This is a genomic window from Duganella sp. Leaf126 (assembly GCF_001423125.1).
GTDB lineage: Bacteria > Pseudomonadota > Gammaproteobacteria > Burkholderiales > Burkholderiaceae_D > Rugamonas.
Window position 1 is genome coordinate 357,531 of sequence record NZ_LMNW01000031.1, and the last position, 19,290, is coordinate 376,820.

Below are 19,290 nucleotides of genomic sequence, written 5' to 3' on the forward strand. Positions count from 1 at the left end.
GAACAATCTCCAGAGCGCCCTCATGTCCCAACACTTCCTGTATTCCCTGGCCCGTCCGCTGCTGTTCTCGATGGACGCCGAGCAAGCCCACCACACCACCCTGCCCGCCCTCAAGCGCGCCGCCGCGCTCGGTCTGACCAGGCTGGTCCGGCAGCCGCTAGCCGATCCGCGCACCGTGATGGGCATCACGTTCAAGAACCCGGTGGGCCTGGCGGCCGGCCTCGACAAGGACGGCGCCTACATCGACGCGCTGGCCGATCTCGGCTTCGGTTCGATCGAGGTCGGCACCGTCACCCCGCGCGCCCAGGCCGGTAACCCGAAGCCGCGCATGTTCCGCCTGCCCGAAGCGCACGGCATCATCAACCGCATGGGCTTCAACAACGGCGGCGTCGACGCTTTTGTCGCCAATGTGCAGTCGTCGCGCTTCTACCAGGACAAGGCCGGCGTGCTGGGCCTGAACATCGGCAAGAATGCCGACACGCCGATCGAACGGGCCACCGACGACTACCTGCACTGCCTGCAAAAAGTCTACCCGTATGCCAGCTATGTCACCGTCAACATTTCGTCGCCGAACACCAAGAACCTGCGCCAGCTGCAGGGCGGCTCCGAGCTCGACGGCCTGCTCGGCGCCCTCAAGGATGCCCAGCTGCGCCTGGCCGACCAGCATAAACGCTATGTCCCGCTGGCCCTGAAAATCGCGCCGGACATGGACGGCGACCAGGTCAAGAACATTGCCGATGCGCTGATCCGCCACCGGATCGACGGCGTGATCGCCACCAATACCACGCTCAGCCGCGACGCGGTGACCGGCATGCGCCACGGCGCCGAAGCGGGCGGCCTGTCGGGCGCGCCCGTGTTCGCGCTGTCGAACACGGTGATCAGGCTGCTCAAGGCCGAACTCGGCGATGCGCTGCCGATCATCGGCGTGGGCGGCATCATGCGCGGCGCCGATGCCAAGGTAAAAATGGACTGCGGCGCGCAACTGGTGCAGCTGTACAGCGGCCTGATCTACGCCGGCCCGGCCCTGGTGCGCGACTGCGCCGACGCCGTGCGCGGCCACTAAAGGAAACGACCATGGATTACACCACCCTCGGCACGAGCGGCCTGAAGGTCTCGAAGATCTGCCTCGGCACCATGACCTTCGGCGAGCAGAACACGGAAGCAGACGCCCACAGCCAGCTCGATTACGCGCTCGAGCGCGGCATCAACTTCATCGACACCGCCGAGATGTACCCGGTGATGCCGCGCGCCGAAACCCAGGGCGCCACCGAGCGCTACATCGGCAGCTGGCTCAGGAAAAGCGGCAAGCGTGACCGGATCGTGCTGGCCACCAAGGCGGCCGGTCCCAATCCGAACATGACCTGGGTACGTGGCGGCAAGCAGAACCTCGATGCCGCCAACCTGCGCGCGGCCGTGGACGCCAGCTTGCAGCGGCTGCAGACCGACCATATCGATCTCTACCAGTTGCACTGGCCGAGCCGTAACACGCCGATCTTCGGCAGTACCGTCTTCAATCCCGACAACGAGCGCACGTGCGTGGCGATCGACCACACGCTGACCGCACTGGACGAGCTGATCAAGGAAGGCAAGATCGGTGCGATCGGCGTCTCGAACGAATCGTGCTGGGGCGTGAGCGAATTCATCAAGCAGGCCGAACTGAAAGGCTTGCCGCGCATCGCCAGCATCCAGAACCTGTACAACCTGACCGCGCGCCATTACGAAACCAGCCTGCTCGACGAGACCTGCTTCCGTGAAAACGTCGGCCTGCTGGCCTACAGTCCGCTCGCGTTCGGCCAGCTGACCGCCAAGTACCTCGACGATCCCAAGGCGCACGGCCGCCTGACCCTGTTCCCGCCCGGCTGGAGTCCGCGCTACCTGCGCCCGTCCGTGCTGGCAGCGGTGGCGCAGTACGCGCAACTGGCACGCGACAACGGCATGACGCCGGCGCAGCTGGCACTGGCCTGGTGCTATTCGCGCTGGTTCGTGGCCTCGACCATCATCGGCGCCACCACCCTGGCGCAGCTGCAGGACAATATCGATGCCTATGCAGTAAAGCTGTCGCCGGAAGTGATCGACCAGGTCAACGCGATACACGCGCGCATCACCAATCCCGGCCAGTGAGCTGGCAAGACATTGACAACCAAAGCACCCAGTACCGCCATCTCCAGCTCCGTCATTCCCGCGCAGGCGGGAATCCAATTTTGTTGAACAGCGCTGACTCAAGCATTAGCTGCTGGCAAGCCTGCGAACTGGATTCCCGCCTTCGCGGGAATGACGGGTTGAAGATTCCCACCGGCCGTTGGGGCTGTCGGTAGGGGACCGGGACAGCCTGAAATATACTGCTACTCGCCACCACCGCTCAGCGCCGCCTCGATACCGGCGCGCGTTAAGTCCGGCGCGAACTGCAGGATGAAATCGTAGGCATACGCGCGCAGGTAAGCGCCCTTGCGCACCGCCAGCCGGGTCGTGTTCGAGGCGAACAGGTGCGATGCCTCCACCGCGCGCATGCCCTTGTCGCGGCCGTGGTCGAATGCCATCGACGCCACCAGCCCCACGCCCAGTCCGAGCGACACGTATTGCTTGATCACGTCCGAATCCATTGCCGTGAGCACGATGTCCGGCTTCACACCGGCCTTGTTGAATGCCGCGTCGATGTGGCTGCGGCCGGTAAAGCCGACATCGTAGGTAATCAGCGGGAATTCGGCCAGGTCTTCGAGCCGGATCGGGCTGCGCGCCAGCAGCGGATGACCGTCGGGCACGACGATGATGTGGCTCCAGCGGTAGCACGGGAACGACACCAGGTCGGGAAAAGCCGACAGGCCCTCGGTGGCGATGCCGATGTCGGTCTTGCCCGACAAGACCCATTCAGCGATGTGCTCGGGTGCGCTTTGCTGCAGGGCGATGCGCACGTCCGGATAGGCGGCGCGAAAGCCCTGCACGACCTTCGGCAGCGCATAGCGGGCCTGGGTGTGGGTGGCCGCCACGCTCAGCGTGCCGCTCTGCTGGCCCGTGTATTCGAGGCTGGCCTGCTGCAGGTTCTCGGCCTCGATCAGCAGGCGGTCGATGATCTTGAGGATGCCCTTGCCCGGCTCGGTCAAACCGGTCAGGCGCTTGCCGTTGCGTTCGAAAATCACTACACCCAGCTCGTCTTCGAGTTCGCGGATCTGGCGGCTCACGCCCGGTTGCGACGTGAATAGCGCGTTGGCCACCTCGGTCAGATTGTAGCCGCGCCGGGCCGCCTCGCGGATCGAACGCAATTGCTGGAAGTTCATACCGACGCTCCCGCGCGCGCGCCGTCATCGACAAACACGTGCAGCCGCTTGGGCCGCACCACCAGCGTCTCGCCCTCCTGCAGCTGCAACTGGGCGAAGCGCTCATTGGAGATTACCGCCTCGATCAGCTCGGACGTGTCGCCGCGCTCCAGGTCGAGCTGGGCCAGCGGGCCGATCGCGTGGGCGCGGCGCAGCCTGACCACGATGCCTTGCGCGCCCGGCGTGTAGCGGTCGATCTCGAGGTCGTGCGGGCGCACATAGGCCGTGCCCTTGCCATCGCCCGATGCCTGGCCCGACACGTGGCCCGGCACCTGGAAGCTGGCGTCGCCGCTGGCCAGCACACCGTCCTGCACGCGGCCATGGAACATGTTGACGTTGCCAAGGAAGCCGTACACGAACGGCGAGGCCGGGTGGTTGTACACCTGGTCCGGCGCGCCGATCTGCTCGACGTTACCCTTATTCATCAGCACCACCTGGTCGGCCACTTCGAGCGCCTCTTCCTGGTCGTGGGTGACGAAAATGCTGGTCACGTGCAGGTCGTCGTGCAGGCGGCGCAGCCAGCGGCGCAGCTCCTTGCGCACCTTGGCATCGAGCGCGCCGAACGGCTCGTCGAGCAGCAGCACGCGCGGTTCCACCGCCAGGGCACGCGCCAGCGCGATGCGCTGGCGCTGGCCGCCCGACAGTTGCGGCGGATAGCGGTCGGCCAGCCAGTCGAGCTGGACCAGTTCCAGCAGGTCCTTGACCTTGCGCCGGATCTGGTCTTCCGACGGCCGCTCGGCGCGCGGTTTCACACGCAGGCCGAACGCGACGTTTTCGAACACGGTCATGTGCTTGAACAATGCATAGTGCTGGAACACGAAACCGACCTGGCGCTCGCGCACGTGGCGGTGCGAGGCGTCGTGATTGTCGAGCAGCACCTGGCCCGCATCGGGATGTTCGAGGCCGGCGATGATGCGCAACAGGGTGGTCTTGCCGCAGCCGGACGGCCCCAGCAGCGCGGTCAGCTCGCCCTGCGGGAAGTCGAGCGAGACGTCGTTGAGGGCGACGAAATCGCCGAAGCGCTTGTGGATGTTTTTCACTTCGATCGTCATCTTACTGCTCCTTGATACGGGCATCTTCGGCGCGCGTTTCGTTCAGGCGCCAGGAGATAAAGGATTTCAGGGCCAGCGTCACCAGCGCCAGCAGGGCCAGCAGCGACGCCACGGCAAACGCTGCGGCAAAGTTGTATTCGTTGTAGAGAATTTCCACCTGCAGCGGCATGGTATTGGTCTCGCCGCGGATGTGGCCGGACACCACCGACACCGCGCCGAACTCGCCCATGGCGCGGGCGTTACACAGGATCACGCCATACAGCAGGCCCCACTTGATGTTGGGCAACGTCACGCGGCGGAAGGTGTTCCAGCCCGAGGCGCCCAGCACGATGGCGGCCTCCTCTTCCTCGCTGCCCTGGGCCTGCATCAGCGGGATCAGCTCGCGCGCGACAAACGGGAAGGTGACGAAAATCGTCGCCAGCACGATGCCCGGCACCGCGAACAGGATCTTGATGTCGTGCTGGTACAGCCAGTCGCCGAACCAGCCCTGGGCGCCGAACAGCAGCACGTAGATCAGGCCCGAAATCACGGGCGAGACCGAGAACGGCAGATCGATCAGCGTCAGCAGGAAACTCTTGCCGCGGAACTCGAACTTGGCGATGCACCACGAGGCAGCGATCCCGAATACCAGGTTCAGCGGCACGGCAATCGCTGCCGTGAGCAGGGTCAGCTTGATGGCCGAGATCGCATCTTCCTCGACGATGGCCGCCACGTACGCCTCCCACCCCTTGCGCAACGCTTCGGCAAACACGGCCACCAGCGGCACGAACAGGAACACGGTCAGGAACAGCAGCGCGATGGCGATCAGCAGATTGCGCACCCAGCGCGGCTCGAGGATCTGCGGCGCCGACGGCAACTCGCCGCGACGGCTACCCGAATGGTTGCTCATGGTTTCCCCGACTTTCCGCGCGCCCAGGCTTGCAACAGGTTGATGGTCAGCAGCATCAGGAACGACACCACCAGCATCACCACGGCAATCGCGGTGGCGCCGGCGTAGTCGTACTGCTCCAGCTTGGTGATGATGAACAGCGGCGTGATCTCGGACACCATCGGCATGTTGCCGGCGATGAAAATCACGGAACCGAACTCGCCGGTGGCGCGGGCGAACGCCAGTGCAAAGCCGGTCATCAGCGACGGCATAATGGTCGGGAACACCACGCGGGTAAAGGTCTGGAGGGCATTGGCGCCGAGGCTGGCGGCAGCTTCTTCCAGTTCGCGCTCGGCGTCTTCGAGCACCGGCTGCACGGTCCGCACCACGAACGGCAGTCCGATGAAGGTCAGCGCCACCACCACGCCGAGCGGCGTGAACGCCACCTTGATGCCGAGCACGCCCTCGATGAACCGGCCGAACCACCCGTTGGCCGAGTACAGCGCGGTCAGCGTGATGCCGGCCACCGCCGTGGGCAGCGCGAACGGCAGGTCCACCAGCGCATCGACGATGCGCTTGCCGGGAAATTCGTAGCGCACCAGCACCCAGGCCACGACGCCGCCGAAGATGACGTTGATGAACGCGCCGATCAGCGAGGCGCCGAACGTCAGCCGGTACGACGCCATCACGCGCTCGGACGTCACGGCCGCGATAAAGCCGTCCCAGGTCATGGTGAAGGTTTTAAGGAAGATCGCCGACAGCGGGATCAGGACGATCAGCGCCAGGTAAAAGATGGTGAAGCCGAGCGACAGCCGGAAGCCGGGCATGACGCGGAAAGGCGCGCCGCGCGCGGCATGCGGTGCCGTGGCGGGCGCTGTAAGGACTGCTGACATTGACGCTCCCTTATTACAAAAACTTCTATAAGGGCTGCATAATCGCACTTGGGCTTCATTCTACAAACGAAGCATTTTTTATTTAGTTAGATCGATCGGCTATATCGACCTGGGCTATCCCTGGAACAGCTTGTAGGCGACCGTGACCAGTACCAGCGCGAGCAAGCCGCGCAGCAGCTTTTCCGGCACTGCGCGCGCCACGTAGGCGCCGAGCGTAATCCCCGGCAGCGAGCCGATCAGGAGCGCCAGCAACAGCATCCAGTCGATCGACCCCAGCCACCAGTGGCCGGCCGCGGCAATCGCGGTCAGCGGCACCGCATAGGCGATGTCGGTGCCGGCCACTTCGGCGGGCGTCAGGCGCGGATACAGCAGCACCAGCACGGTCGCGCCGATGGCGCCGGCGCCGATCGACGAGATGGTGACCAGCGCGCCGAGCATGGCGCCGGCGACGATGGTGGCGGCGGACAGCGCGCGGCCCTGCAACTGGCGCCCGGGACGGGCCATGATCCAGGCCAGCATGCGGCGCTTGCACAGCAGCGCCACCACGGTGAGCAGCACCGAGCTGCCGATCATGTAGCGGATCAGCTGGCCGATGTCGTGGTTCAGGGTGCCGAAATGCTTGAGCGAAAAGCTGGCCAGCAGCGCGGCCGGCAAGGCCCCCAGGCACAGGCGCCGCACGATCTCCCAGTGCACGGTGCCGCGCAGGCGATGGGTCAGTGTGCCGACGCCCTTGGTGATCGAGGCGAAGGCGAGATCGGTGCCGACGGCCACCGTGGGCGAGACGCCGAACAGCAAGGTCAACAGCGGCGTCATCAGGGAGCCGCCACCGACACCGGTCATACCGACCAGCAAGCCGACCGCGAAACCCGATACAACGAAAGATACATCCATGCAAAAATCCCCAAAGTAGGTCGCAGCGTACCGACTTCGGGGAACTTCTCAAACAACAGCATCGTTATTTACTTATGCGAACTCTGCCATAGTTGTTCAGTTTTGCTCAGTTTTGCTCCATTGCTTACTTGTTCGGCTGCGGTGTCACGCGCAGGTAGGGACGCGCAGCCGTAAAGCCTTTCGGGTACTTTTGCTGGAGCACTTCCGGGTCTTGCACGGTCAGCGGGATGATGACGTCGTCGCCGTCTTTCCAGTTGCCGGGCGTGGCCACCGTGTAGCCGTCGGTCAGTTGCAGCGCGTCGATCACGCGCAGCACTTCGTCGAAGTTGCGGCCGGTGCTCATCGGATAGGTCAAGGACAGGCGCACCTTCTTGGCCGGGTCGATCACGAACAGCGTGCGCACGGTGGCGGTGGTCGAGGCGTTCGGGTGGATCATGTCGTACAGCGACGAGACCGATTTGTCTTCGTCGGCGATGATCGGGAAGCCGACCACGGTGTCCTGGGTCTGCTCGATGTCGCTGATCCAGGCCGCGTGTTTTTCGGCCGGATCGACCGACAGCGCGATGGCCTTGACGTTGCGCTTGTCAAATTCCGGTTTCAGCTTGGCGGTCAGGCCCAGCTCGGTCGTGCAGACCGGCGTGAAGTCGGCCGGGTGGGAAAACAGCACCACCCAGGAGTCGCCCGCCCAGTCGTAAAACTTGAGTTTGCCTATCGAAGAGTCTTGCTCGAAATCGGGGGCGGTATCGCCCAGTCGTAAAGTCATCATGGTCTCCTGTAGGAGGACCCGATCGGTGGATCATTGGGTCCGGGATTGGGTATTGTGCGCTCGTTCTGCTAAAAAATACAAGATTTCCAGGCCGGCAGGCCAGCCGCCGAGACCGGATTCGGCATTGATGTGACCAAGCGCACCGCCGTCGATGAACTGGCTGTGCCAGCGCTGCGCCCAGGCCGCGGCGCGCGGCGCCGCCATCCACGGGTCGTTGGTGCTGCCCACCATCACCGACGGACACGCGAGCGCCTGCTGCGGCAACTGGTCGGCCACGCCGAATTTTTCCGGATCGGCCGGCGCCACCAGCAGCACGGCCGCCACATCGGACGGGTCGCGCGCGATGCTGTGCACGGTCGCCAGGCAGCCGAAGCTGTGGGCCACGATTAGCAGCGGCCGGCCATCCCTGCCCTGCTGGCCCTGCTGGCGCACCTGGCTTACCCGCGCCGACCAGCGCGCCAGATCAGGCGTCTCCCAGTCATCCTGCTCGACGCGCTCGAAGGCCGGGAACAGGCGCTGCCACCGGCTTTGCCAGTGATCCGGTCCGCTGTTATGCAGGCCGGGAGCGATCAGCACGCGGAACTCGGCAAGCGCATCAGTCATGGTTATTTCGGTTGATAGATCTGGTCGAACAAGCCGCCGTCGGCAAAGTGTACCTTCTGCGCGCGCGCCCAGTCGCCCGCCACGTCGGCGATGGTAAACAGTTTCACGGCCGGAAACTGACTGGCATATTTCTTCGCTTCCTTTTCCACGGCCGGGCGATAGTAATTCTTGGCGATCAGTTCCTGCGCCGCATCGGTGTACAGGAAGTTCAGGTACGCCTCGGCCACCTTGCGGGTGCCGCGCTTGTCCACGACCTTGTCGACCACGGCCACCGGCGGCTCGGCCAGGATGGAGACCGACGGCGCCACGATGTCGAACTTGCTCGGTCCCAGTTCCTTGATCGCCAGCAGCGCCTCGTTTTCCCAGGCGATCAGCACGTCACCCATGCCGCGTTCGACAAAGGTGGTGGTGGCGCCGCGGGCACCGGAATCGAGCACCGGCACGTTCTTGTAGAGCTTGCTCAAGAATTCCTTGGCCGAGGCCGGCGTGCCGCCCGGCTGGCGCAGCGCATAGCCATAGGCCGCCAGGTGGTTCCAGCGGGCGCCACCCGAGGTTTTCGGATTCGGGGTGATGACGGCCACGCCCGGCTTGACCAGGTCGTTCCAGTCCTTGATGCCCTTGGGATTGCCCTTGCGGACCAGAAACACGATGGTGGACGTGTACGGCGTGCTGTTATGCGGCAGCTTTTTCTGCCAGTCCGCCGCCAGCAGCTTCTTGTCGGCGATGGCGTCGATGTCGTAAGCCAGCGCCAGCGACACCACGTCCGCTTCCAGGCCGTCGATTACTGCGCGCGCCTGCTTGCCCGAGCCGCCGTGCGACTGCCTGATCTTGACGTTGTCGCCGGTCTTGGCTTTCCAGTCCTTGGCAAAGGCGGCGTTGACGTCGGCGTACAGTTCGCGCGTGGGATCGTACGAGACATTGAGCAACGAGATATCTGCAGCGAACGCCGGCGCGGCGGTGAGCGCGGTCGCGGCGGCAGTGGCCGCCAGCAAGGCGGCAGCAATCATTTTTTTGGACAGCATCGTGATCCCCTGAGTGTGAAGCCCCCAGCGTAGCGCCGTCTTTTATAAATGAGAACTAAGCTTTTTTCAGTTCAATATACCCGAATCTTATATAGATCAATAGAACCGGTTGAACAGCACCACGCCCCAGGTGGCGGCCGCCAGCAGGCAGGCGAGCAGCACGGCAGCGCTGCCGAAGTCCTTGGCATTTTTCGACAACGGGTGGCGCTCGAGCGAAATGCGGTCCACCACTGCCTCGATCGCCGAGTTGATCAGCTCGACGATCAGGATCAGCACCATCACGGCGATCAGCACCAGCTTTTCGAAGGCCGAGATGCGCAACGCCAGCGCAATGGCCGTGGCGACGATAAACAGCACGAGTTCCTGGCGAAACGCGTGTTCGTGACGCCATGCCGACTTGAGGCCGTCCAGCGAGTAGAAAAATGCCGAAAAAATCCGCTTCAGGCCGCTCTTGCTCTTGAATTCGCTCACTGGTTGCATGGAATGGACAATCTAAAAAGATAAGATTATGCATCAAGTACCACGTGTTTTCACATTATGGTATAAAGTAATGATCATTTACTGCACCGCACCAACCGCATGATGAAAGCAGAGACAGCTACCGAACAAAAGACCACGATCCAGGTCATCGATCGCATGATGGCCTTGCTCGACGCGCTCGCGCGTTATCCGGACCCGGTCAGCCTCAAGGAATTATCGAAGGTGTCGGGTTTGCATCCGTCCACCGCCCACCGCATCCTCAACGACATGGTGGTCACGCGCTTTGTCGACCGTATCGAGCCGGGCACCTACCGGCTCGGCATGCGCTTGCTGGAACTGGGCAACGTGGTCAAAAGCCGGCTGTCGGTGCGCGAAGCTGCGCTGGACTTTATGCGCACGCTGCACAAGAAGACCCAGCAGACCATCAACCTGTCGGTGCGCCAGGGCGACGAAATCGTGTATATCGACCGCGCGTTCTCGGAGCGTTCCGGCATGCAGGTGGTGCGGGCGATCGGCGGGCGCGGACCGCTGCACCTGACTTCCACCGGCAAGCTGTTTTTATCGGTCGATGAGCCGAAGGCGATCCGCGCCTATGCCACGCGCACCGGGTTGGCCGGTCACAACAAGAATTCGATCACGGATCTGTCCAAGCTCGAACGCGAGCTGAGCCTGGTGAAGTCGCGCGGTTATGCCCGCGATAACGAGGAACTGGAACTGGGGGTGCGCTGCATGGCGGCCGGCATCCGCGACGACAGCGGCAAGCTGATTGCCGGGCTGTCGATCTCGGCGCCGGCCGACCGCTTGCAGGAAGAGTGGCTCGAAGACCTGGTCGTGACCGCCAACCAGATTTCCGCCACCCTCGGTTACATGCCGGTGGAGTAAGCCGGGGCGCTGCCGCTGCCGATGTTCAGTGCGGCAGGCTTCAGCGCCTCGATCCATTTGCGGATACGGCCGGCATCGGCCACGCGCGACTGCGTGCCCTTGGAATCGAGGAACACCATGATCACCGAGCGGCCTTCGATCACGGCCTGCATCAGCAGGCAACGCCCGGCTTCATTGATGAAGCCAGTTTTCTGCAGGCCGATCGACCAGTCGGGGCTGGCCACCAGGCGGTTGGTGGTGCCGAACTGCATGGGACGGCCATTCGCTTCGACGATGGCGTTGACGTCGGTGGAGAACTGGCGCAGCATCGGTTGCTGGTAGGCGGCCATCGCCAGCTTGGCCAGGTCGCGCGCGCTGGCCACATTCATTTTCGACAGGCCGCTGGAATCGACGTAATGGGTATCGGTCATGCCCAGTTCGCGCGCTTTCGCATTCATCGCCTCGACAAACGCAGGCTTGCCACCCGGGTAGTTGCGACCGAGCGCAGACGCCGCGCGGTTTTCCGAACTCATCAACGCGATATGCAGCATGTTGGCGCGCGTCAGCTGGGCGCCCACGCGCAGACGCGAGCTGCTGAACTTGGCGCGATCGACATCGTCGTCGGTCACCGTCAGCATTTCATCCATGTCCTGGTTGGCTTCCACCACCACCAGGCCGGTCATCATCTTGGTGATCGAGGCGATCGGCAAGGCGATGTTGGAATTCTTTTCGAACAGCACCTCCGAATTGTCCTGGTCCAGCACCAGCGCCACATTCGATTTCAAGTCGAGCGGGTCGCGCGTGGCGGACAGGCCGGCCAGGTCGCCCATGGTGGCAAATGCCGGCGCCGCAGTCACCATGCGCTGATAGCTGACCTTGTGACGGCCGTTGACGCGGCTGATGCGCTTGACCACCCGTCCCTCGACCCTGGGGCTCGCCAGGCGCACGGTATGGCGGGCCTTGGCCTTCTTGACCTGGGCTTTCTTGGGGGCTGCCGTTTCCGCGTGGGCCAGGCTGGCCGTGGTCAGGCCGGCGGCGGCGAACATCAGCGAAATCACGGCACTGAGCGCTAATTTAACCATGTAGTTCCCCAAGAAAATTCACAAATTGATCGTTGCAGTGTAGCAAAATGCTGCGCCAGCGCAAGCAAAATTGTCCGCAGCCCGCCGATTGGTTGCGGATCCGCCATATGCGAAGCACAACACAACCACCCCGGCAGCTCAGGACATAAATTTAACAAATTCATCGAGCGCCATGCGTTCGGTCACCAGACTGTTCTCGACCTTGCTCATGTCGGCATAGCCGAGCGCCATGCCGCACACCACGATCTCATTGTCGGGCAGCGCCAGATGGGCTTCGATCACCCGATGATACTGGGTAAACGCCGCTTGTGGACAAGTATCGAGACCCCGTCCGCGCGCAGCAACCATGATGTTCTGAAGGAACATCCCGCAGTCGAGCCACGACCCCTGCCCCATCACCCGGTCGACGGTGACGATCAACCCCACCGGGGCGCCGAAGAAATCGTAGTTCTTGCCATGCTGGGCAGCCATGCCGGCCTTGTTGTCGCGGGTCAGACCCAGCAAGGCATACAGGTCCCAGCCCACCTTGCGCCGCCGTTCGATGAACGGCGAGATCCACTCGGTCGGGTAGTACGCGTATTCCTCGGTATGCAGGCGCGCCTGCTCGGGGTCGTTGTGCAGGGCCAGGATGGCGTCCGACAGGGCCCGCTTTGCCGCCCCTTGCAGCACGTAGACTTTCCACGGCTGGGTGTTGGTGCCCGACGGCGCCCTGCCCGCCACTGTCAGAATCTCGGCGATGTCGGCGTGGGCGACCGGCTGCGGCAGATAGGCGCGGATCGAGCGGCGCGAGGTGATCGCCGCATCGACTGCCTGTTGTTCGGGAGACGTCATGGAATTCCTCATTTTTGACAAAAAGAGACGGGATGGACGAGAAGCGCGGCGCTGGCGGCGAGGTACAGGTCTCGTTACTATCAGTTTAATAGAAAGCGCCGGATGCCGAACAGGTGCTCGCCGAGTCTAGCACGGCCCAGGCGACCTCATGGGAGAACGCTGCCGGACCCCAGCAATGGTGCGGTTCCGCGTGGATATTTACTTGCAAGGACGTCAGCCACCGGCAGTCATTCCCCTTACCTAAAAATAACAGTTATGCCTTGATGCAACGCACAAGAAAGCGCTTGACTTAATTTTTGAAGACCGTAAAATCGGCCTTGTTGCGTTGCACAATTTGTGATTCGGTCTGAAACGTGGATGACTGTATTCTGGTTTGATCTGGTCGTTTCGTACCGACAGTAAAAGCACTAAGAAACCTCATTCAAAGCCCTATTTCTGGAGAGTTAAATGTTTTCGATCCCTGAGCAATTTTCCAATGCGACCAAAGCCAACTTCGAAGCCCAGTTCGCCATCTTCTCGGCACTGAGCAACAAGGCCTTCGAAGGCGTCGAAAAACTCGTCGACCTGAACCTGACGGCCGCCAAGGCAACGCTGGAAGAATCGTCCAACACCGCCAAGCAACTGCTGTCGGCCAAGGACCCACAGGAATTCTTTGCGCTGGCGTCCGCTCAAGCCCAGCCAACCGCTGAAAAAACCCTGGCCTACGGCCGCCACCTGGCCACCATCGCCTCGAGCACCGGCGCCGAATTCAGCAAGGCCGCCGAAACCCAGATCGCCGAAACCAACCGCAAGGTGATTTCGCTGGTGGAAGAAGTGAGCAAGAATGCCCCGGCCGGCAGCGAAAACGCCATCGCCCTGTTCAAATCGGCCCTCGGCAACGCCAACGCCGGCTACGAACAACTGACCCGCACCGCCAAGCAGGCAGCCGAGTCGATGGAAAGCAATGTGAACCAGGCTGTCAGCCAGTTCACCGCTGCCGCCGCCAAAGCCGCCCCAGCGCGCGCCTGATCAAGCAGCAACCTCCTGGCCGTCCGCCGCGACGACCTTGCAAGCCTCGGATTCCGAGGCTTTTTTTTCGCTCGCTTATTCGCCGAGGTAGGCGGCCTGGACGCGGGGGTCGTCGAGCATGGCGCTGGCCTGGCCGGTCATGGTGATGCTGCCCGAATCCATGACATAGCCGCGGTGGGCCGCTTGCAGCGCCAGCTTGGCGTTTTGTTCGACCAGCAGCACGGTGATGCCCTGGGCCGAGACGTTGCGAATCACTTCGAAAATCTTGTCCACCATGATCGGCGACAGCCCCATCGACGGCTCGTCGAGCAGCAGCAGCTTGGGGTGCGACATCAGGGCGCGCGCCATGGCCAGCATTTGCTGCTCGCCGCCCGACAGCGTACCGGCCAGCTGCTGCGCCCGTTCTTTCAGACGTGGAAACACGTCGAACCACCTGGCGATATCGCGCGCGATGCCCGCCTTGTCGTTGCGGGTAAAGGCGCCCATCATCAGGTTTTCGTGGATGGTCATGCGGGTAAAAACGCCGCGCCCTTCCGGCACCATGGCCAGCTTCTTTTCCACCAGGTGGAAGGACTTGGTGCCCTTCATCGATACCCCCTGGTAGGTGATCGTGCCCTCCACCTTGCAGTCTGGCAGGGTGCCAGTGATCGCTTTCAGGGTAGTGGTCTTGCCGGCGCCGTTGGCGCCGATCAGCGCCACCAGCTCGCCCTGGTTTACTTCGAGATCGATGCCCTTGACCGCCTTGATGCCGCCGTAGGCAACCTTGAGCCCGGTGATGTTTAAGACGTTGGTGCTCATGAATGCGATCCTCCGAGGTAGGCGTCGATCACCGCCTGGTTGCTCTGTATTTCAGCGGGTAAGCCTTCAGCGATCGGTTTGCCGTATTCCAGCACCATCAGGCGGTCGCACAGCGCCATCATCATCTTGACGTCGTGCTCGATCAGCAGCACGGTCTTGCCCTGCTGCTTGATCTTGACCAGCAGGTCGCGCAGCGCCAGCTTTTCGGTCGCGTTCATGCCGGCCGCCGGTTCGTCCAGCGCCAGCAGCTGCGGGTCGGTGGCCAGCGCGCGGGCGATTTCCAGGCGGCGCTGGTCGCCGTACGACAGGAACTTCGAGGTGCGGTTGGCAAACTTGCCGATGCCGACGAAATCGAGCAGCTCCTGGGCGCGGGCGCGGATCGCCGCTTCCTCCTCGCGCGCCGCCTTGTGGCGGAAGATGGCGCCGAACACGCCCTGCTTCGAGCGCACATGGCGCCCCACCATCACGTTTTCCAGCGCCGTCATCTCGCCGAACAGGCGGATGTTCTGGAACGTGCGGGCAATGCCGGCCTTGGCTACCTCGTGCGGCGCGGACGGCGAATACGGCTGGCCGGCCAGCTCGAAGGTGCCCGTGTCCGGCTGGTACAAACCGGTAATGACATTGAAAAAGGTGGTCTTGCCGGCGCCGTTGGGGCCGATCAGGCCGTAGATCTGGCCTTGCCGGATCGTGATGCCGACATCGGTCAGCGCCTGCAGGCCGCCGAAGCGCTTGTTGACGCCGGCGATGTTCAGAATGATTGCTTGCTCAGTCATCGTTGCTATCCTTACACCGCGACCGTGTCGGACGATGCGTCTTTGGTATCCGAATCATGGTCGGGACGGTCTTCATGCTTGGGCGACGGCCACAGGCCAGCCGGGCGGTACAACATCATCAGCACCAGCGCCAGGCCGTACAGCAGCTGGCGCAGCACTTCCGCCTCGATCACCACGTGACCGAACAGTTTTTGCTGCAGCGGCTCCACCACGTGGCGCAGCACCTCCGGCAGCGACGCCAGCAGCGCACCGCCGAGTATCACGCCCGGGATGTGGCCGATGCCGCCCAGCACCACCATCGCCAGCACGGCGATCGATTCGGTCAGCGAGAACGATTCGGGCGAGACGAAGCCCTGGAACGCCGCAAACATGGCGCCGGCCACGCCGCCGAACGACGCGCCCATCGAAAACGCCAGCAGCTTGACGTTGCGGGTGTTGATGCCCATCGCCTTGGCGGCGATCTCGTCCTCGCGGATCGCCACCCAGGCGCGGCCCAGGCGCGAATGCTGGAGGCGCGCCGTGACGAACACGATGATCACGCACAGCAGCAGGAACAGGTAGTAATAGGCATTCACCGACGGCATGGCGAAGCCGCCCAGCATGACGGTGGCGCGCGAGCCCGCTTCGCCGGCCAGGTTGACGCCGAACACGCGGATCGGGTCGATCATGTTGATGCCCTGCGGACCGTTGGTGAAATTGATCGGCTCGTTCAAATTCATCATGAAGATGCGGATGATCTCGCCAAAGCCCAGCGTCACGATGGCCAGGTAATCGCCGCGCAGTTTCAAGGTCGGCGCACCGAGCAGCGCACCGAACAGGCCGGCCAGGACGGCAGCAACCGGCACGATGGCCCAGACCGACAGGTGGATGCCGTTCTGCTGGATCTCCGGCCCCAGCACGGCGATCAGCGTCTGCGCCAGCGCCGGGTACTGGTCGATCATCGATTCGAGCAGGGTGGCGAATTGCGGCGAAGCCAGCAGCCCGGTCACGTAGGCGCCCACCGCAAAGAACGCGATGTAGCCGAGGTCGAGCAGACCGGCAAAGCCGACCACGATGTTCAGACCGAGGGCCAGCATGATGTACAGCAGCGCCACATCGATGATGCGTACCCAGGAATTACCGAACTGGGCGGCAAAGAACGGGAAGATCAGCAAGCCGATCAGCAGCACGGCCAGCGTGGCCCAGGCTTTTTTCGGTTCGCGCTTCGTGTCTACACTCATGAATGCCATGCTCGTTCCTCCTTACGCGCGGTCGGCCACGCGCTCGCCCATGATGCCGGACGGGCGAACGGTGAGCACCAGGATCAGCACCACGAAGGCAAAGATGTCCTGGTAGTGACTGCCGAGGAAGCCCCCGGTCAGGTCGCCGATATAGCCGGCGCCCAGGCTTTCCACCAGCCCCAGCACGATGCCGCCGATCATGGCGCCGTAGATGTTGCCGATCCCGCCCAGGACGGCCGCGCAGAACGCTTTCAGGCCGGGCAAAAAGCCCATGGCAAACTGGATCGACGCATAGTTGGCGCCCCACATCACGCCGGCCACGCCGGCCAGCGCGGCGCCGAGCGCGAAGGTCAGCACGATCACCTTGTTGGAATCGACGCCCATCAGGCCGGCCACGCGCGGGTTTTCAGCAGTGGCGCGCATGGCGCGGCCCATCTTGGTTTTTTCCACCAGCAGCACCAGGCCGACCATCGACACGGCAGCGAGCACCAGCAGCAAAATCTGGGTTTGCGAGATCAGCGCGCCGCCGATCATCACCGGTTCCGGCGAGAGCAGCTGCGGGAACGGCAGCGGGTTGCGGGTCCAGATCATCATGGCAATGGTCTGCAGCAGGATCGACACGCCGATGGCGGTGATCAGCGGCGCCAGGCGCGGCGCGTTGCGCAGCCGTCGGTATGCGACCCGCTCGATCACCACGTTGACGATCATGCAGACCGGAATCGCGCCACCGATGGCGATCGCCAGCTTGATGTAGCCGGGCAGCTCGGGCGCGTACTGGTTGAGCAGGTTGAGGATGGTCAGGCCGGTCATGGCGCCGATCATCAGCACGTCGCCGTGGGCGAAGTTGATCAGGTTGAGGACGCCGTACACCATGGTGTATCCGAGCGCGACCAGTGCGTACATGCTGCCGAGCACCAGCCCGTTGATGATTTGTTGGATAAGGGTATCCATTGAGAACCTTTACTATGTTGTGCCTGCACCACGTAACAAAAACGGCACCCGGGAAACAAGTCCCGCAGTGCCGTCGTTGGCTACGCATTCATTATGCAAGTTCCGTACCACCAGCAGCAATGGAGACGAAACGACAAGCTTTTAAGAGCGAGGCAATGATAGCGAGATTCTGGAAAAACGAACAGCGGAATAAAGCATGCGTGACTGAATTTTATTCCGCTAGTGTTCTAGCCTGACTAGGCCATGCCCTCGATTGGTGCAGCCTTCTGCCCGTCCAGCCCCTTGGGCAGCGGGAAGGTGACCGACTCTTCCACGCCATCGAGCGGGCGCACGCTGCGCACGCCGCATTCCTTCAAGCGCGAAATCACGGCCTGCACCAGCACCTCGGGCGCCGACGCGCCGGCCGTCACGCCCACGCGCAGCTTGCCGTCGAGCCAGGCCGGGTCGATTTGCGAGGCGTTGTCGACCATGTAGGCCGGCGTGCCCATCTTTTCCGCCACTTCGCGCAGGCGGTTCGAGTTCGAGCTGTTGGGGCTGCCGACTACGATCACCAGTTCCACCTGCGGCGCCATGAACTTGACGGCCTCCTGGCGGTTGGTGGTGGCGTAGCAGATGTCGCCCTTCTTCGGCTCGATAATCGCCGGGAACTTGCGCTTGAGCGCAGCGATGATTTCGATGGTGTCGTCCACCGACAGCGTGGTCTGCGACACGTAGGCCAGCTGGTCGGGCTTGGCCACCACCAGGTGCTCGACATCGTCCACGGTTTCGACCAGGTACATGCCCTGGTCGGTCTGGCCCATGGTGCCCTCCACTTCCGGGTGGCCCTGGTGACCGATCATGATGATCTCGCAGCCCTGCTTGCGCATCTTGGCCACTTCCACGTGGACCTTGGTCACCAGCGGGCAGGTGGCGTCGAAAATCGACAGGCCGCGCGACTCGGCTTCGGCCCGCACCGCGCGCGATACGCCGTGCGCGGAAAACACCAGCGTATTGCCGGCCGGGACATCGTCGAGGTCCTCGATGAAGATCGCGCCCTTGGCGCGCAGGTCGGCCACCACGTAGGCATTGTGGACGATTTCGTGGCGCACGTAGATCGGCGCGCCGAACTGGTTCAGGGCGCGCTCGACGATTTCGATGGCGCGGTCGACGCCGGCGCAAAAGCCGCGCGGCTGGGCCAGCAGGAGTTCTTTATCGCTCATGGTTCAGTCCTCAAAGTTCTTCACAACACCGAAATCAGGTTCACTTCGAATTTCAAGGGCTGGCCGGCCAGCGGATGGTTGAAATCGAACAAGCAGGTTTCGTCGCCGAGCTCGCGCAGGATGCCGGCAAAGCGGCCGCCGCCGGGCGCGGCGAAATCGACCAGGTCGCCTATCTTGTAGTCGGCGTCGGGCGCCGAGTTGGCGTCGAGCGTGGCGCGCGACACCTCGCGCAGCAGTTCCGGGTTGCGCGGCCCGAAGCCGACGCCCGGTTCGAGCTCGAAGGTCTTGTGCGTGCCTTCGGGCATGCCGATCAGCAGCTCTTCCAGCACGGGCGCCAGTTGTCCCTGGCCCAGCATCAGGGTGGCTGGCGTGCCGCCAAAGGTGGTGACGATATCGTTGCCATCCACCGAGGCCAGGCGGTAGTGCAGGGTGAGATAGGCCGACGGGGTGACCACAGGTTGCGCATTAGACATGACGTGACTTCGGTAGGCTGACAAAGGCTGTATTGTAAGCCACCTGGCGCCGGCTTGCCGCTTTCGGCCGGTCCCCGGGGCAGCGGGTCATGCTACACTGAGCATGGGAGATGGCATTCCTCCTGCAACTATCCCAACCGCCGCTCCGGCTGATGATGCCTGCTGATTCCTGGACAGGAAGATGCAGGCGCGCGGCCGTCCCATCTGT

At 63.2% G+C, this 19,290-nt stretch carries 21 protein-coding genes and 1 riboswitch; of the genes, 4 read left to right on the forward strand and 17 right to left on the reverse strand.

Features of this window, described 5'->3' with window-relative positions; translation table 11 throughout:
• Window positions 1-22 precede the first annotated feature (22 nt).
• Together ASF61_RS14885 and ASF61_RS14890 are read left to right on the forward strand one after the other, a co-directional pair.
• On the forward strand, window positions 23-1,063 hold the full coding sequence (locus ASF61_RS14885) for a quinone-dependent dihydroorotate dehydrogenase (RefSeq protein WP_056157168.1): 1,041 nt from the start codon (window positions 23-25) through the stop codon (window positions 1,061-1,063).
• 11 nt (window positions 1,064-1,074) lie between these two features.
• The gene (locus tag ASF61_RS14890) at window positions 1,075-2,121 is read left to right on the forward strand and encodes an aldo/keto reductase (protein WP_056157171.1); all 1,047 of its coding nucleotides are present in this window, start codon (window positions 1,075-1,077) and stop codon (window positions 2,119-2,121) included.
• A gap of 221 nt (window positions 2,122-2,342) precedes the next feature.
• Here the strand turns inward: ASF61_RS14890 and ASF61_RS14895 are convergent, their stop codons facing one another.
• The 9 genes from ASF61_RS14895 to ASF61_RS14935 form a co-directional block, all read right to left on the reverse strand.
• Window positions 2,343-3,272, reverse strand: a complete 930-nt coding sequence (locus ASF61_RS14895; RefSeq protein ID WP_056157173.1) for a CysB family HTH-type transcriptional regulator — start codon at window positions 3,270-3,272, stop codon at window positions 2,343-2,345.
• On the reverse strand, window positions 3,269-4,363 hold the full coding sequence (locus ASF61_RS14900) for a sulfate/molybdate ABC transporter ATP-binding protein (RefSeq protein WP_056157176.1): 1,095 nt from the start codon (window positions 4,361-4,363) through the stop codon (window positions 3,269-3,271). The genes ASF61_RS14895 and ASF61_RS14900 overlap by 4 nt, the downstream gene beginning before the upstream one ends.
• A gap of 1 nt (window position 4,364) precedes the next feature.
• Window positions 4,365-5,252 (reverse strand): sulfate ABC transporter permease subunit CysW, encoded by an 888-nt coding sequence (cysW, locus tag ASF61_RS14905; protein WP_056157177.1) that lies wholly within the window; start codon window positions 5,250-5,252, stop codon window positions 4,365-4,367.
• The gene (cysT, locus tag ASF61_RS14910) at window positions 5,249-6,124 is read right to left on the reverse strand and encodes a sulfate ABC transporter permease subunit CysT (RefSeq protein WP_082491700.1); all 876 of its coding nucleotides are present in this window, start codon (window positions 6,122-6,124) and stop codon (window positions 5,249-5,251) included. Before cysT ends, cysW begins: the two co-directional genes overlap by 4 nt.
• A 114-nt stretch (window positions 6,125-6,238) precedes the next feature.
• Complete coding sequence (locus tag ASF61_RS14915) at window positions 6,239-7,015, reverse strand: sulfite exporter TauE/SafE family protein (protein WP_056157181.1); 777 nt, start codon at window positions 7,013-7,015, stop codon at window positions 6,239-6,241.
• Between the two features lie 124 nt (window positions 7,016-7,139).
• On the reverse strand, window positions 7,140-7,778 hold the full coding sequence (locus ASF61_RS14920; RefSeq protein WP_056157182.1) for a peroxiredoxin: 639 nt from the start codon (window positions 7,776-7,778) through the stop codon (window positions 7,140-7,142).
• A gap of 33 nt (window positions 7,779-7,811) precedes the next feature.
• On the reverse strand, window positions 7,812-8,384 hold the full coding sequence (locus tag ASF61_RS14925) for an alpha/beta hydrolase (RefSeq protein WP_056157183.1): 573 nt from the start codon (window positions 8,382-8,384) through the stop codon (window positions 7,812-7,814).
• Between the two features lie 2 nt (window positions 8,385-8,386).
• Window positions 8,387-9,406: a sulfate ABC transporter substrate-binding protein gene (locus ASF61_RS14930; protein WP_056157186.1), complete on the reverse strand. Its 1,020-nt coding sequence runs from the start codon at window positions 9,404-9,406 to the stop codon at window positions 8,387-8,389.
• Window positions 9,407-9,502: 96 nt separating this feature from the next.
• A complete protein-coding gene (locus ASF61_RS14935; RefSeq protein WP_056157187.1) occupies window positions 9,503-9,886 on the reverse strand; it encodes a diacylglycerol kinase in 384 nt (127 codons plus the stop codon).
• 102 nt (window positions 9,887-9,988) lie between these two features.
• Here ASF61_RS14935 and ASF61_RS14940 point away from each other — a divergent pair, with 102 nt between their 5' ends.
• A complete protein-coding gene (locus ASF61_RS14940; RefSeq protein WP_056158174.1) occupies window positions 9,989-10,768 on the forward strand; it encodes an IclR family transcriptional regulator in 780 nt (259 codons plus the stop codon).
• Here the strand turns inward: ASF61_RS14940 and pbpG are convergent.
• Window positions 10,750-11,829: a D-alanyl-D-alanine endopeptidase gene (pbpG, locus tag ASF61_RS14945; protein ID WP_056157189.1), complete on the reverse strand. Its 1,080-nt coding sequence runs from the start codon at window positions 11,827-11,829 to the stop codon at window positions 10,750-10,752. The two genes, ASF61_RS14940 and pbpG, sit on opposite strands and share 19 nt — an antisense overlap.
• 138 nt (window positions 11,830-11,967) lie before the next feature.
• Complete coding sequence (locus tag ASF61_RS14950; RefSeq protein WP_056157191.1) at window positions 11,968-12,660, reverse strand: nitroreductase; 693 nt, start codon at window positions 12,658-12,660, stop codon at window positions 11,968-11,970.
• Window positions 12,661-13,107: 447 nt separating this feature from the next.
• On the opposite strand from ASF61_RS14950, the gene ASF61_RS14955 reads away from it, so the two are divergent.
• Complete coding sequence (locus ASF61_RS14955; RefSeq protein WP_056157193.1) at window positions 13,108-13,668, forward strand: phasin family protein; 561 nt, start codon at window positions 13,108-13,110, stop codon at window positions 13,666-13,668.
• Between the two features lie 75 nt (window positions 13,669-13,743).
• On the opposite strand, the gene ASF61_RS14960 is transcribed toward ASF61_RS14955, so the two are convergent.
• From ASF61_RS14960 to ASF61_RS14985, 6 genes are all read right to left on the reverse strand, one after another.
• Entirely contained in the window at window positions 13,744-14,466 is a 723-nt protein-coding gene (locus ASF61_RS14960; protein ID WP_056157195.1) for an ABC transporter ATP-binding protein, read from the reverse strand.
• Window positions 14,463-15,239: an ABC transporter ATP-binding protein gene (locus tag ASF61_RS14965; protein ID WP_056157196.1), complete on the reverse strand. Its 777-nt coding sequence runs from the start codon at window positions 15,237-15,239 to the stop codon at window positions 14,463-14,465. Before ASF61_RS14965 ends, ASF61_RS14960 begins: the two co-directional genes overlap by 4 nt.
• Before the next feature lie 11 nt (window positions 15,240-15,250).
• Window positions 15,251-16,459 (reverse strand): ABC transporter ATP-binding protein, encoded by a 1,209-nt coding sequence (locus ASF61_RS14970; protein WP_373994551.1) that lies wholly within the window; start codon window positions 16,457-16,459, stop codon window positions 15,251-15,253.
• A gap of 21 nt (window positions 16,460-16,480) precedes the next feature.
• Window positions 16,481-17,410 (reverse strand): branched-chain amino acid ABC transporter permease, encoded by a 930-nt coding sequence (locus ASF61_RS14975; RefSeq protein WP_056157202.1) that lies wholly within the window; start codon window positions 17,408-17,410, stop codon window positions 16,481-16,483.
• A 236-nt stretch (window positions 17,411-17,646) separates the two neighbouring features.
• Window positions 17,647-18,609, reverse strand: coding sequence for a 4-hydroxy-3-methylbut-2-enyl diphosphate reductase (gene ispH / locus ASF61_RS14980; protein WP_056157204.1), 963 nt, complete (start codon window positions 18,607-18,609; stop codon window positions 17,647-17,649).
• A 20-nt stretch (window positions 18,610-18,629) separates the two neighbouring features.
• Window positions 18,630-19,082 carry a peptidylprolyl isomerase gene (locus tag ASF61_RS14985; RefSeq protein ID WP_056157206.1) on the reverse strand — a complete coding sequence of 151 codons (453 nt, stop codon included), beginning with the start codon at window positions 19,080-19,082 and terminating at the stop codon, window positions 18,630-18,632.
• 97 nt (window positions 19,083-19,179) lie between these two features.
• A riboswitch (Fluoride riboswitch) is annotated at window positions 19,180-19,251 on the forward strand.
• Window positions 19,252-19,290 lie beyond the last annotated feature (39 nt).